The sequence below is a fragment of the Fontisubflavum oceani genome, from assembly GCF_030407165.1.
GTDB classification, from domain to species: domain Bacteria; phylum Pseudomonadota; class Alphaproteobacteria; order Rhodobacterales; family Rhodobacteraceae; genus Rhodophyticola; species Rhodophyticola oceani.
In genome coordinates this window covers 807,853-821,564 of record NZ_CP129111.1, presented here as the reverse complement: position 1 = coordinate 821,564, position 13,712 = coordinate 807,853, and the positions used below count along the sequence as shown (strand labels likewise).

Below are 13,712 nucleotides of genomic sequence, written 5' to 3'. Positions count from 1 at the left end.
GCCCACACATCTCCGCCGCATGCTGACCGCATCCAACTTTTGGGAGGCGGCTATGAAAACCCTCACGATCTCGGTTCTTGCATTGGCTTTGTCCGCGACGGCGGCTTTGGCAGAGTTTCGGCTTTCCTTCGAGTGGGGCGATATCCCGCTTTGCACCACGGGCCGGCCGAATACGGTTAGCAACCCGGCGTTCACCTTGCGTGACGTGCCGACCGGGACCGAGATGATTGAATTCCGCCTCGTTGATTTGGATGTGCCATCCTACAATCACGGTGGCGGACGGCTCAGGATCAGCGGTAGCGGCACGGTGCCCGAAGGCCTTTTCACCTATCGCAGCCCATGCCCGCCGGGTGAAGTTCACACCTATGAATGGCAAGCAACCGCCCGTGCAGGCCGCCAAGTCCTGGGCATTGCAACGGCACAGAGGCGCTACCCCGAATAAGCTCAGGCTGGAATGCTGAGCTTCGTGCCCGGCGCGATCCGCCGGGTGATCCAATGTAGATCGGCGCGGTCAAACGCGATGCATCCTTCGGTTGGGAAGCCAGGCCGCCGCCATTGATGCAGGAAGATTGCCGACCCTTGGCCGGGGGTCGCATCTGGCCAATTCCAATCGGTCAGCAAGATCAAGTCGTAGAGCGGATCGGCACGGCAGAGGCGTTCGTGACTATGAGCATATGGCGCGCGAACCATTAGGTTATAAGCCGCATCCGCGGGATCATCAGACCATAGATCGCGCGGGCCAATCGGCAGGGCCCATTCGCAAGGTCGCGCGATCCGGTCTGCCCGATAGAGACAGCCGACAATCCGATGACCCCCTGCCGGGGTCGCGCCATCACCTTCACGTTTTTCGTCACTGACCCCGCCACGCCCGATGGAACAGGGAAACACCCGGTTCTGAAACCGGATGCCCATCGGGGTCAGCACCAGATCCTCCGGTGTCACAAGAGATGCCCCGACTTCGCGGCCTTGGTCGCCAGATAATGCGCGTTGTGGCGGTTGGTGCCGGTGATCAGCGGGACACGTTCGGTGACCTCAATGCCCATCTCGGCCATGATCTCAACTTTGCGCGGGTTGTTGGTCATCAGGCGGACGGCACCAAACCCCATGCGTTTTAGCAAATCCGCGCCGAGGCGAAAGTCGCGTTCATCGTCCTCAAAACCCAACCGGTGATTGGCCTCGACCGTGTCAAACCCTTGATCTTGCAGGGAATAGGCGCGCATCTTATTGGCCAGCCCGATCCCACGACCTTCCTGGTTGAGATAGAGCAGCACGCCCGCGCCCGCTTTACCCATCTCGGCCAGAGCGGTGTGAAGCTGTGGCCCGCAATCGCATTTCAGCGAGCCCAGGACATCTCCGGTGAAGCAAGCCGAATGAATGCGCGCCAGAACTGGTGCCTCCCGGTCGGGGCGACCGATTTCGATTGCGTAATGTTCAATGCCGCCATTATCCGGTCGGAAGATATGCAACCGGCCCGCCTCGGCGGCCTCCATCGGCAGGCGCGCGGCGGCAACGGGATGCAGCGGGTGATGGGCGGCCAAATCGTTCTGCGCATCACGGGCCATCAGACAAGTCAGCCCAGCCTCAGTGGCCAATTTGCGTGCGTTCTCTACGGTACTGGTCAGAACGGCTGGCAAAAGCTGTGCCGATTTTGCCAGCAGCAATGCCAAGCGATGAAGCCCGGCCTCTCCCGTGCGGAGGCTTTGCAACGGGCCCTTCATCGGCGCCTGCAGATCGTAGGCCGGGTCCGCAATCGCATTTAGCCAGGCCGCATCCGCGTCGCTTGGCAACACAAGCCGCGCCAGATCCCCATCATAGGTGCGCGCTTTCAACGTCTCCGCCCGCCATGCGGTAATGGCGACACTCATTTCACCGCCCAATCCGCGGATATCTGCGAGCCGCACCTCGCTCACCCGCTCAGCGGCGAGAACCAATATGCCAGCACCAGAGTCATCGGCCAAAACCACGGGCACACCAACGCGCAGATCGGCGCGGGCACGGGCGACAAGTTCGGTCGGCGAGGGGATCAGGCTCATAGTCTCTCACATAAGCGCGGGGCTCAGACCCGTTCCTTACCCGCTACAGAAGGAATTTGAAACATTCCCTCCCGGGCTGACACGGCTGCGTGAGCTTTTTTCGACCACCTTGCCAACTGCGTGAGTGAGGCGCATGTCGGGGACCAGAAACAGGAACGAGGTAGACCCATGGCCACTTTGCGAAAGATTCTGCTGGTCGACGATGACGAAGATTTGCGCGAGGCGTTGTCGGAACAACTGGTGATGACCGAAGAGTTCGACGTGTTCGAAGCCGGTAACGGCACCGGCGCGATGGAGCGCGCGAAAGAAGCGATCTATGATTTGGTGATCCTCGATGTGGGTCTGCCCGATACCGATGGGCGCGAGCTTTGCCGTTTGCTCCGTAAGCAAGGGGTGAAATGCCCGATCCTGATGCTGACCGGTCATGACAGTGATGCCGACACGATTCTGGGCCTCGACGCCGGTGCCAATGATTACGTCAGCAAGCCGTTCAAATTCCCGGTGCTCTTGGCGCGTATCCGTGCCCAGCTCCGCCAGCACGAACAGTCCGAAGACGCCGTGTTCCAGCTTGGGCCGTATACGTTCAAGCCTGCGATGAAGCTCTTGGAGACCGAGGACAACAAGAAAATCCGCCTGACCGAAAAAGAGACGAACATCCTGAAGTTCCTCTACCGCGCTCAGGATGGTGTTGTGGCCCGCGATATTCTTCTACACGAAGTCTGGGGCTACAATGCCGGTGTCACCACGCACACGCTTGAGACCCACATCTATCGCTTGCGGCAAAAAATCGAGCCAGATCCGTCAAATGCGCGGCTTTTGGTTACCGAAAGCGGCGGCTATCGGCTGGTCTCGTGACGACCGCCTGGCGGTATTGATCGAAATCAAAGTGCAACTTTTGGTTGCGCCGTAGAACAGGTTTATTACCTCCCTGTTGGACTGGCCCGGACCCTCGCGTCCGGGCCTCTTTTTTACTTCCGGGGCAGGCGCAGGCAGCAGAGACCGTAAATAAACATCAACCCCAGGCCGCCTGAAACGCCGAGGTAAAGCACCCGCAGGGCAAGCTCCCGGCCCATTTCCGGTTCGGCCCATGCCATGAACGCCCCGCCCACCAGGGCACCGAGGGGCATCATGCCCCATCCGAAGAACCGATAGATGCTGTTGACCCGCCCAAGCAGAAGGTCAGGCACGACCCTTTGGCGGTAAGAGACGGTGACCACATTCCAGAGCATGCCGAACAGGATCCCTGCAAAAAGCGCGGCACCCACGACCAACGCGGACGACGTGAGATAGAGCAGGGAGAACGGCAGGGCCATGCCGAAGAGGGCGAGGATCACGCTTTGCTGCGGACCGAGGCGCGCGGCGATCCAAGGGCCGCAGAGCCCCCTGTGACGCCGCCCGCCGCTCCGGCGGTGAGCAGGATGCCATATCCCACGGCCTCTAGCGCGAGGATATCCTGCGCAAAGAGCACCAGATAGGTCATCGCGGCCAGTGAGAGAGCATTCATCAGCCCAAGCATGATGGCCAGTTGTAAGAGAACGCCATGCTGCCTGATCCACTTCGCACCTTCGATCAGCTCCACCCAGAACCCGGCGGGCAGACCCCGGTTGAGGCGTGGTGGAAAGGCGATGGCCCAGACGGCGAAGGCGGCCAAGGCGAAGCCGATTGCCTCGAACAGGAAGGGGGCCGGCACGGCCAGCGCGATCAGCAGACCGGCAAGCGGCGGGCCGACAAAGCTCCCCATAATCTGCTCGATGCTCCAGATCTGGCCATTCGCGGTTTCCAGGTCGCGCTTTTCCACGAGGGATGGCAGAGCCGTTTGCGCCGCATTGTCACGCACGACTTCCGCCGCGCCCATCAGGAACGCGAGACCGGCCAGTGCCGCGATCATCCAAGTGGCGTTTTCGCCCGCTGGCAGTGGCGGCCCGGCGGCAATCAGCGCCACCACGCCAAAGGCCAGCGCCATCCGCACCAAATCCGCGCGCACCATCAACCGTTGCCGATCCGCCCGGTCGGTGATGACCCCGACAGGTAACGAGAGCAGGAACCACGGCAGCCGGGTGGCAAAGGCCACAAGGGCAAGATCGAACGGGTTTGTCGAAATCAGCGTGGCCAGCCACGGAAAGGCCAGAGCGCCCACCCCGTCGCTGAGATTGGAGGCCCCCGCGCCGGAGAAAAGCAAGCGGTAGTTCCGGTTCTGTTTCAGGAGGAGCCACGCCATCACGCCCACCTTTCGGACATTTGCAAAGCCCGACGCTGGCACGTAAACCGAAGCGGCACAACACGGGGATCGGGACCGCATCATGTCTTTCACGCTTGCCACCTGGAATATCAACTCCGTTCGGCTTCGGGCCGAGCTTGTTACCAAGCTTTTGCGCGACGAAGGGCCGGAGGTGCTCTGCTTGCAGGAGTGTAAGTCGCCGGTTGAGAAGATTCCGGTCGAAGTGTTTGCCGCCGCTGGATATGGCCACATGGTGGCGCGCGGACAGAAGGGATATAACGGCGTCGCGATCCTGTCGAAGCTGCCACTCGAGGATGCCGGGCACCGGGATTTCGTTGGTAAGGGCGATGCGCGCCACGTGGCCGCGAAGCTCGAAAACGGCGTTACGGTGCATAATTTCTATGTCCCGGCCGGGGGCGATGAGCCGAACCGCGAGAAGAACGAGAAATTCGGCCATAAGCTCGATTTCCTGACGGAGATGCGGGATTGGTTCCATGGTGAGACGCCCGAGAAGAGCATTCTTGTGGGCGACCTCAATATTGCACCGCGTGAGGATGATGTCTGGTCCCACAAGCAATTGCTCAAGGTGGTGAGCCATACGCCGATCGAAGTGGAGCATCTGGCGCAAGTGCAAGACAGTGCCGGATGGGTCGATGTGACCCGCAAAGATATCCCCGAGGGTGTGCTTTATTCCTGGTGGTCTTATCGCGCGCGAGATTGGGACGCTGCAGATAAGGGCCGCAGGCTCGATCACGTTTGGGCAACGCCGGATATCGCAAACGCGTCGCACAGTTCGCGCGTTTTGCGCCATGTGCGCGGATGGGAGAAACCCTCCGATCACGCGCCGGTTTTTGCGACCTTCGATCTCTAGGAGCGGCGCATCGCCCCTTGGCCTCGGCGCGTTCAGGTTCCATATACACTGCCAAGTGAATCTGAAGGGATATGACCCATGTTGGAGTTGGGGCAGGGCGCGGCGGATGCCGGTGCGGCCGATCTGATCAAAGACAGTTCTGGAAGCGACCTTTATGGTCGATGTGATAGAGGCCAGCAAAGACGTGCCTGTGATCGTCGATTTCTGGGCGCCCTGGTGCGGGCCGTGCAAAACGCTCGGGCCGCAGCTTGAGGCGGCGGTCAAGGCGGCCAAAGGCAAGGTCAAGATGGTGAAGGTCGATGTGGACCAGAACCAACAGATCGCGGGTCAGTTGCGTATCCAGTCGATCCCCACCGTCTATGCATTCCACCAGGGGCAGCCGGTGGACGGGTTCCAAGGCGCGGTGTCCGAGGCTGAGGTGAAACGCTTTGTGGAGAAGCTCTCGGCGCTTGCCGGCGATGATGGGCTGAGCGAGGCAGTTGAAGCGGCTGAGGCGATGCTGGAGGAAGGCGCCGCCGTCGATGCCGCGCAGACTTTTGCCGCCATCCTCGGCGAAGAGCCCGAAAATGCCGCCGCCTATGGTGGTTTGGTTCGGGCCCATCTGGCGACGGGTGATACCGACCAGGCGGACGCGCTCTTGGCGAATGCGCCCGAAGCGATTGCCAGCTCGGCCGAGGTTGAAGCTGCGCGGGCACAATTGGAGCTGGCGCGTCAGGCCGCCGATGCAGGGCCTTTGGGGGATCTGTCCGCCGCGGTCGAGGCCGACCCCGACAATCATCAAGCCCGGTTTGATTACGCGCTGGCCTTGCATGCCGCCGGTCAAGTTGAGGAGGCGGTCGATCAGCTACTTGATCTCTTCCGTCGAGATCGAGAGTGGAACGATGGCGCCGCCAAGACGCAGCTCTTCACGATTTTCGACGCGCTCAAACCTGAGGACCCGATTGTTCTCACCGGTCGCCGGAAACTCAGCTCAATGATCTTTGCCTAACCGCACAGCGTGCTACATGTTGGGTATGATGTCCTCAGCCGACCTTCCCGACACCCTTCCAGTGTTCCCACTTCCGGGCGCGCTGCTTTTGCCGCGCGCGCGTCTGCCGCTGCATATTTTCGAGCCGCGCTATCTCGCGATGCTGGATGATACGCTCAAAACCCGGCACCGTTTGATCGGCATGGTGCAGCCGCGCGACTTGCCGGGCAACGCTGACAAACGCCTTCACGCGATTGGGTGCGCGGGCCGGATCACGCAATTCTCGGAGACCGAGGATGGGCGCTACATGATCACGCTTTCTGGCATCTCGCGCTATCGCGTGACGCGCGAGGTCTCGGGGTTCAGCCCATATTTGAAGGCGGATGTATCTTGGGACGGGTTTGAGGCCGACCGGGGCGGCGTCGAGCGGGATGAAAGCTTCAACCGGCCCGAATTTCTCGACCTTCTCTCGCGTTATTTCGAAGCGCTGTCGCTGTCGACGGATTGGGACAGTCTGAAAGATGCGGAGGATGAGTTGTTGATCAACTCGCTGTCGATGCTCTGTCCGTTTGAGCCCGAAGAGAAGCAGGCGCTGCTGGAGGCGCCGTCCTTGACCACCCGCCGCGAAACCGTGGTGACACTAATCGAATTTGCGCTGCGCGGTGGCGCGACCGAAGAGGTTCTGCAATGACCCCCGCTGCTCAGGCCGATCGCCGGATGTTGGAGGCCCTGGTTTGCCCCCTGACCCATGCGCCGCTCAGCTATGATGCGGAGGCGCAGGAGTTGATCTCCAAAGCCGCGCATCTGGCCTTCCCGATCCGCAACGGGATTCCGATTCTCTTGGAAGAAGAAGCTCGGAAGATCGACTAAAGTGGACGGCCGCGCAGCAGACGCGGCAAATCGCCAGTTAGCCCGGCGGCTTCGCGGATAAACCGACGCCGGAGACCCGGCAGCGCATTCACCACGCCAAGACCCAGATCACGCCCGGCACGCAGCAGCGGATTATCGTTGGAGAACAACTTGTTCACCGCATCCATCCCGGCGGCCAACGCGGCGGTGTCGAAGCGGCGCCAAGTTTGATAGCGCTCCAGCACATCAATGGCACCAAAATCTTCGCCACGCCGTTTCGCATCCGCCAGCACTTCGGCCAATGCGCCGACATCGCGCAGGCCCAGGTTCAGACCTTGGCCCGCAATCGGGTGCACACCATGGGCGGCGTCCCCCACCAGGGCCAGATTTGGGGCCACGAAGCTGGTGGCGAGCGTCAGGGTCAATGGATAGCTGAACCGCGCGCCTTCAAGGCTGATCCCGCCCAGAAAATCGCCGAACCGGGGGCGGAGCGCGTCGAGATAGTCTGCGTCGGGTAGCGCATTGATCCGCGCGGCGGCCTCATGGGTTTCACTCCAGACAATTGACGAACGGTTGCCGGGCAGCGGCAGGATTGCCAGCGGCCCGGGCGGCATGAAAAACTGATGCGCGATGCCGTTATGAGGTTTCTCATGGGCAATCGCGCAGACCAGCGCGGTTTGCCCATAATCCCATCCGGTGCGTTTGATCCCGGCGCGCGCGGCCACACCGCTTTGCCGCCCATCGGCGCCGATAAGCAGCCGTGCGGTCAGGTCGGTGCCATCGTCGAGCGTGACGCGCGCGCCTGTTTCCGTATCCTGTGCGATGACGCGTGCGCCCGGGCGGTGTGTGACCAGAGGATCGGCCTCCATCGCGGCGAGCAGGGCCTGCCGCAGATAGCGATCTTCCAGCATATGGCCCATTGGGCCTTCTTCAATCTCCGCATGATCGAAATGCAGGAAAAACGGCGACGGCCCTTCGCCGGCCCGCCCATCGCTTGCAATGACTTCCAAGATTGGCTGCGCGTGATCGGCCAAATCCTCCCAAAGCCCCAACGCATCCAGCAGTTTGGTCGAGGCCAGGGCCAGCGCGTAAGACCGCCCGTCAAACGTGTCTGCGCCTCGATTTTCGGTGCTTTGCGCGTCCAAAACCAGGCTGGAAAACCCCGCTTGCGCCAGGGCCAGCGCCAGGCAGGGGCCGTTCAAGCCGCCGCCGACAATCAGAACATCTGCGTCATGTGCCATAAGAGGGAATATGCAGGTGCGTCGAGGATTGTCCAACGCGGAACGCACAGATAGCGTGGCCCGCGACACCATGACGGGGGCAGGAATATGCGGGACGATTGGCAAAGCTTGAGCGCGAGCGATTTGGGTCGGGCGATCGGCGCGGGCGAGATCGACCCGGTGGCGTTGACCGAAGCCTATCTGACCGCCTGTGGGGCTTTTCCGGATACAGACCGAATCTACACGATGTTGACGCCAGAGCGCGCGCTGGCGGAGGCAGAGGCCTCGGCGGCGCGGGCAAAAGACGGCGTGCGGCGCGGGCTTTTGGATGGTGTGCCAATCTCCTGGAAAGACCTGTTCGATACCGCTGGCCTGCCGACGGAGGCGGGATCGGCTCTGTTGAAAGGCCGTGTGCCGTCTGAAGATGCCGAGGTTTTGGCGCGGGCGACGCGGGCCGGTCTGGTTTGCCTGGGCAAGACCCATATGACGGAACTGGCTTTTTCCGGTCTGGGCGTGAACCCGATCACCGCAACACCCCCCAATGTGAATGATCCGGACCTGGTGCCGGGCGGGTCGTCTTCCGGTGCGGCAGCTTCTGTCGCCTTCGGCCTGGCGGCGGCAGGGATCGGGTCGGATACCGGTGGGTCCGTCCGTTTGCCTGCCGCTTACAACGATCTGGTCGGCCTTAAAACCACCCACGGGCGGCTCAGCCTTCAAGGTGTTGTGCCATTGGCGGAGAGTTTCGACACAGTTGGCCCGCTGACCAAGACTGTCGAAGATGCGGCGCATTTGCTGGCGGTGATGGAGGGCGGTAAGCCAGTCGATCTCACCGGCGCGCGCCTGGCCGGCAAACGGTTTTTGGTGCTGGAGCCCTATTCCTCGGATGTGCGCGACGCGCCCGGTGCGGCATTTCAATCCGCCATCGACCGGCTTGCCCAAGCCGGGGCGCAGATCGATACCGGGACGATCCCGGCTATCGACGAGGCGATGCAGACAACGCTGATGCTGTTCACCGGAGAGGCCTATGGCACCTGGGGCGAGACGATCGAGGCCGCGCCCGAGAAAATGTTTGACCGAATCCGCGACCGGTTCCGCCAGGGGCGCGAGGTCAGCGCGCCTGATTTCGTTGCCGGATGGCAGCGGTTGCGCCGTCTGAGGCGAGACTGGGCGCGTGAGACCGCCGCCTATGACGCGGTGCTTTTGCCAACGGCGGCGAACCTACCCGCAAATGCCGCGCGCCTGATGAGTGACGACGATTATTTCGTGACCGAGAACCTTTTGACCCTGCGCAACACCCGTGTTGGCAACCTGATGGGGCTCTGCGCCGTGACCCTGCCGACCGGCATTCCCTCAACAGGCATCATGATCTTGTGCCCACAGATGGCGGAGCCACAACTTCTGCGCATTGCGGCGGCGGCGGAGCGGGCATTGGCCTAAGCGCCACAGGCGTTGCGCCTTTACGCCCTGAAAAGGCGCGTTTTTCTGGACCCACGCGGCCCATCGCCGTACACTGTCTGCAAATCAGGGCGCTATGATCCTGAAACTGAGGCAGATATGTACTTTCCAGAGCGGTTTTCGGACCTGCCAGAATATGCGTTTCCGCGTTTGCGGACCTTGCTCGATTCCCATCAGCCTGGGGACGAACCGATTGTCATGACGATTGGTGAGCCACGCCACGCGTTCCCCGATTGGGTGGGCGATGTGCTGACCGAAAACGTCGACAGCTTCGCCAAATACCCGGCGAATGATGGCAGCCCGGCGTTACAGCAGGCCATCGCCGATTGGATCAAACGCCGCTATGATGTCTCGGTCGATGCGGGGACCCAGGTCTTGCCTTTGAACGGCACGCGCGAGGGGCTTTTTAACGCGCTGATCGCGCTGAGCCCCGAGACGAAGGGTGGCAAACAGCCCGTCATTCTGACGCCCAACCCGTTTTATCAAGTTTATGCCGTGGCCGCGTTGGCCATCGGGGCGGAGCCGGTTTACGTCCCCGCGACCGACGCGACGGGCAACTTGCCGGACTATGCCAGCTTGCCGCCCGAGATATTGGAGCGGGTCACGGTCGCCTATATCTGCTCCCCCGCGAACCCGCAGGGCGCGGTGGCGGATCGGGCGTATTGGGCCGATCTGATCAGCCTGGCCGAGCAATATGATTTCCAGATTTTCGCGGATGAGTGTTATTCGGAGATCTATCGCGAGACGCCGCCGCCAGGCGCGTTGCAGGTCGCTTCTGAGGTCGGGGCGAACCCCGACCGGGTCGTGATTTTCCACTCGCTGTCGAAGCGGTCCAACCTGCCCGGCCTCCGCTCTGGCTTCGCCGCTGGCGGTGAAAAGAGCATCGCGCGCCTGAAACAGCTGCGCGCCTATGCGGGCGCACCTCTTCCGATGCCGCTCCAGGCTGTCGCCGCGCGCGCTTGGGCGGACGAAGACCATGTGATCGCCAACCGCGCGCTTTACGCGGAGAAATATGCCATTGCCGACGAGGTTTTCGACGGCCTCGAAGGCTACAGGCCGCCCGAGGCGGGGTTTTTCCTCTGGCTTCCGGTGGAGAACGGCGAGGCGGCAACCCTGAAATTATGGCGCGAGACGGGTGTCCGGGTGCTGCCTGGGGCCTATCTGGCGCGGACAATCGAGGGCCACACGCCGGGCGCGGATCACATCCGCGTGGCGATGGTGGCCGAAAAAGACGACATGCGGCGCGGGCTGATCAAGCTCCGCGACTGTTTATATCGGTGAGGTAGAGATCTATGGCGTATCAGACACGACAGCGCGACCCGCTTTTGGACAGCCGGATGCAAGCCGCGCTTGAACGGCGCGGCCAAGAGCTTTTGGGGCTGGGCTTGATGGTGCTCGGTGTCGCGCTGGTTATGATGCTTGCCTCCTACTCGCCGGAAGATCCGAACTGGACCGTTGCGACGGATGCAGTGCCGCAGAACTATTTGGGCCATGTGGGCGCGGCGATTGCGGCGGTTTTGATGTTGATCGTCGGGTATGGGGCTTACGGCCTCGCCATTGGCGCCCTGGTTTGGGGCGCGCGGCTCCTCTTCCATCGTGGTGCCGACCGGGCGATTGGTCGGGTTGTGTTCCTGCCGATTGCGGTTGCTTTGGCGGCGATCTATGCCGCGAGCTACGCGCCCGGGCCGGAATGGAGCCATAGCTTTGGATTGGGCGGGCTGTTTGGCGACACGGTGCTCGGCGCGCTTTTGAACATCCTGCCATTCGGGTCGGAATTCGGCCTGAAACTCCTCGCCGCGCTTAGTTTCCTGGCCTTCCTGGCGCTCGGCCTGTTTGTGCTTGGCGTCAACAAGCCTGAACTACGTGTGGCTTTGCGGTTCCTGCTGGTCGGGCTGGTATCGACCATTGCGGGGTTGGCCACGCTCTTTGGGCAGGCCGGTCGCGGTGCTGCACAAGCTGCGCAATCCCTGCATGCACGGCGTCAGGCGCGCGCCCTTGCCCGACACGAGGCAGACGAGATTGAAGACGAGAACATCTTCCATGAGGATATTGCAGAGCTTGATACGGCCCCCATCGCCGCGCCGCGCCCCGGCCTCTTGGCCCGTGTCCCGCTTTTGCGCGGTAAGGAGCGTGCGGTTGATCTAGAACCCGAGTTGCCCGAACGCGGCACCGCAGCGGTTGACGATATTGATGCCCCTGATGACGACCGCATTCGCGAGAAAATCGCCGATGTGATCAAAAGCCGCGTGCGGCGACCGCTGACCACACCGCAAGCAGCCGTCGCGCGGCACAAAGCGATGACCGCGACACGTGCCGCGCCGCCACTCACGCGGGTTGAGCCGCCCTTAACCAGCGTCGCCAATGAGGCGCAGGCCGTAGCTCCGCAGGAGACGATCCCGCTGCCGCATTCCGAGCGTGTGGCCGAGTATGATGCCGAGCCGTCCCGCGCGGCCGCCTTTGCCGTCCCGCAAGCTGAACCGAAAAAGGTGGTCCAGCATCAGGCCCGCAAAATGACGCCCTCTCGCGCGGCAATGGCCGATGCTCAACCGTCACTGCCCTTGGAGGCGGAGGCGGCCGAGTATGAGTTTCCGCCCCTGTCGCTCCTGACGAGCGCGGTTGCCATCGAGCGGCATCATTTGAGCGATGAGGCGCTCGAAGAAAACGCGCGGATGCTGGAAAATGTGTTGGATGACTATGGTGTGAAAGGCGAGATCGTCAGCGTTCGCCCCGGCCCGGTCGTGACCATGTATGAGCTTGAACCGGCGCCCGGCCTGAAAGCCAGCCGGGTGATTGGTTTGGCCGACGATATCGCGCGGTCCATGTCGGCGCTCTCAGCCCGGGTTTCGACCGTGCCGGGCCGGAGTGTCATTGGGATCGAATTGCCGAACCAGCATCGCGAGAAAGTGGTGCTGCGCGAGATTCTGTCGAGTCGCGATTTCGGCGACAGCAACCAACGCCTGCCCTTGGCGCTTGGCAAGGATATTGGCGGTGATCCGGTGGTCGCGAACCTGGCGAAAATGCCTCACCTCCTGATCGCGGGGACCACCGGCTCGGGTAAATCCGTTGCGATCAACACGATGATCCTGAGTCTGCTCTATAAAATGACGCCGGAAGAGTGCCGGATGATCATGATTGACCCGAAAATGCTGGAACTCAGCGTTTATGACGGCATTCCGCATCTGCTCTCGCCCGTTGTGACCGACCCGAAGAAGGCTGTGGTCGCGCTGAAATGGACCGTCGGCGAGATGGAAGAGCGCTATCGCAAGATGTCCAAAATGGGTGTGCGCAACATCGAAGGCTATAACAGCCGTGTCGATGATGCGCTGTCCAAAGGCGAGATGTTCAGCCGCACGGTGCAGACCGGGTTTGACGATGAAACCGGCGAACCCGTTTTTGAGACCGAGGAGTTTGCACCCGAGCGCATGCCGTTCATCGTTGTTGTTGTCGATGAGATGGCGGATTTGATGATGGTGGCGGGCAAAGAGATCGAGGCCTGCATCCAACGCCTGGCGCAGATGGCGCGGGCCTCAGGCATCCATATCATCATGGCGACGCAGCGGCCCTCGGTTGACGTGATCACCGGCACGATCAAAGCCAACTTCCCGACGCGGATTTCGTTCCACGTGACCTCAAAAGTCGACAGCCGGACCATTCTGGGCGAGCAGGGGGCTGAACAGCTCTTGGGCATGGGCGATATGCTCTACATGGCGGGTGGCGCCAAGATCACCCGCGTTCACGGACCGTTCGTCAGCGATGAAGAGGTTGAAGAGATCGTGCGCCATCTGAAGAGCTTCGGGCCGCCGGACTATGCCGCCAGCGTGCTGGATGGCCCCGATGAGGACAAAGAAAGCGATATCGACATGGTGCTGGGCCTTGGTGGCAACACCGATGGCGAAGACGCCCTCTATGATCAGGCGGTGGCGATTGTGATCAATGATCGCAAATGCTCAACCTCTTACATCCAGCGCAAACTGGCGATTGGTTACAACAAAGCTGCGCGCTTGGTGGAGCAGATGGAGGATAGCGGGCTGGTCTCTGCCGCCAATCATGTCGGCAAACGCGAGATTTTGGTGCCGGAACAAGCGTGATTTTCCGCCGA

General features: G+C 61.7%; 13 protein-coding genes and 1 pseudogene. 9 read left to right on the top strand and 5 right to left on the bottom strand.

Annotated elements, in window-relative coordinates; translation table 11 throughout:
• Nucleotides 1-52: 52 nt before the first annotated feature.
• Nucleotides 53-442 (top strand): hypothetical protein, encoded by a 390-nt coding sequence (locus tag QTA57_RS04185; protein WP_290153807.1) that lies wholly within the window; start codon nt 53-55, stop codon nt 440-442.
• Between the two features lie 2 nt (nt 443-444).
• Here QTA57_RS04185 and QTA57_RS04180 read toward each other — a convergent pair whose 3' ends face one another.
• Both QTA57_RS04180 and ribA read right to left on the bottom strand, forming a co-directional pair.
• Nucleotides 445-942, bottom strand: coding sequence for a L,D-transpeptidase family protein (locus QTA57_RS04180; protein ID WP_290153806.1), 498 nt, complete (start codon nt 940-942; stop codon nt 445-447).
• A complete protein-coding gene (gene ribA, locus QTA57_RS04175) occupies nt 939-2,033 on the bottom strand; it encodes a GTP cyclohydrolase II (protein ID WP_290153804.1) in 1,095 nt (364 codons plus the stop codon). The genes QTA57_RS04180 and ribA overlap by 4 nt, the downstream gene beginning before the upstream one ends.
• A gap of 168 nt (nt 2,034-2,201) precedes the next feature.
• Between ribA and QTA57_RS04170 the strand changes: the two genes are divergently transcribed.
• A complete protein-coding gene (locus tag QTA57_RS04170) occupies nt 2,202-2,888 on the top strand; it encodes a response regulator transcription factor (RefSeq protein WP_145213279.1) in 687 nt (228 codons plus the stop codon).
• 113 nt (nt 2,889-3,001) lie between these two features.
• On the opposite strand, the gene QTA57_RS04165 is transcribed toward QTA57_RS04170, so the two are convergent.
• Both QTA57_RS04165 and QTA57_RS04160 read right to left on the bottom strand, forming a co-directional pair.
• Nucleotides 3,002-3,367: an MFS transporter gene (locus QTA57_RS04165; RefSeq protein ID WP_290153802.1), complete on the bottom strand. Its 366-nt coding sequence runs from the start codon at nt 3,365-3,367 to the stop codon at nt 3,002-3,004.
• Entirely contained in the window at nt 3,364-4,251 is an 888-nt protein-coding gene (locus QTA57_RS04160; RefSeq protein WP_290153800.1) for an MFS transporter, read from the bottom strand. Before QTA57_RS04160 ends, QTA57_RS04165 begins: the two co-directional genes overlap by 4 nt.
• An 82-nt stretch (nt 4,252-4,333) precedes the next feature.
• On the opposite strand from QTA57_RS04160, the gene QTA57_RS04155 reads away from it, so the two are divergent.
• The 4 genes and pseudogenes from QTA57_RS04155 (at nt 4,334) to QTA57_RS04140 (ending at nt 6,959) form a co-directional block, all read left to right on the top strand.
• Nucleotides 4,334-5,122, top strand: a complete 789-nt coding sequence (locus QTA57_RS04155; protein WP_290153798.1) for an exodeoxyribonuclease III — start codon at nt 4,334-4,336, stop codon at nt 5,120-5,122.
• A 78-nt stretch (nt 5,123-5,200) separates the two neighbouring features.
• Nucleotides 5,201-6,110, top strand: a pseudogene (gene trxA, locus QTA57_RS04150) (thioredoxin).
• A gap of 25 nt (nt 6,111-6,135) precedes the next feature.
• Nucleotides 6,136-6,780, top strand: coding sequence for an LON peptidase substrate-binding domain-containing protein (locus tag QTA57_RS04145; RefSeq protein WP_290154774.1), 645 nt, complete (start codon nt 6,136-6,138; stop codon nt 6,778-6,780).
• Nucleotides 6,777-6,959: a Trm112 family protein gene (locus tag QTA57_RS04140; RefSeq protein ID WP_145213265.1), complete on the top strand. Its 183-nt coding sequence runs from the start codon at nt 6,777-6,779 to the stop codon at nt 6,957-6,959. The genes QTA57_RS04145 and QTA57_RS04140 overlap by 4 nt, the downstream gene beginning before the upstream one ends.
• On the opposite strand, the gene QTA57_RS04135 is transcribed toward QTA57_RS04140, so the two are convergent.
• The gene (locus QTA57_RS04135; protein WP_290153796.1) at nt 6,956-8,179 is read right to left on the bottom strand and encodes an FAD-dependent monooxygenase; all 1,224 of its coding nucleotides are present in this window, start codon (nt 8,177-8,179) and stop codon (nt 6,956-6,958) included. The two genes, QTA57_RS04140 and QTA57_RS04135, sit on opposite strands and share 4 nt — an antisense overlap.
• Before the next feature lie 87 nt (nt 8,180-8,266).
• Here QTA57_RS04135 and QTA57_RS04130 point away from each other — a divergent pair, with 87 nt between their 5' ends.
• The 3 genes from QTA57_RS04130 to QTA57_RS04120 all read left to right on the top strand — a co-directional run bounded on the left by QTA57_RS04130 (nt 8,267) and on the right by QTA57_RS04120 (nt 13,701).
• Complete coding sequence (locus tag QTA57_RS04130) at nt 8,267-9,595, top strand: amidase (RefSeq protein WP_290153794.1); 1,329 nt, start codon at nt 8,267-8,269, stop codon at nt 9,593-9,595.
• Between the two features lie 117 nt (nt 9,596-9,712).
• On the top strand, nt 9,713-10,894 hold the full coding sequence (locus tag QTA57_RS04125; protein WP_290153793.1) for an aminotransferase class I/II-fold pyridoxal phosphate-dependent enzyme: 1,182 nt from the start codon (nt 9,713-9,715) through the stop codon (nt 10,892-10,894).
• A gap of 11 nt (nt 10,895-10,905) precedes the next feature.
• The gene (locus tag QTA57_RS04120; RefSeq protein WP_290153791.1) at nt 10,906-13,701 is read left to right on the top strand and encodes a DNA translocase FtsK; all 2,796 of its coding nucleotides are present in this window, start codon (nt 10,906-10,908) and stop codon (nt 13,699-13,701) included.
• Nucleotides 13,702-13,712 lie beyond the last annotated feature (11 nt).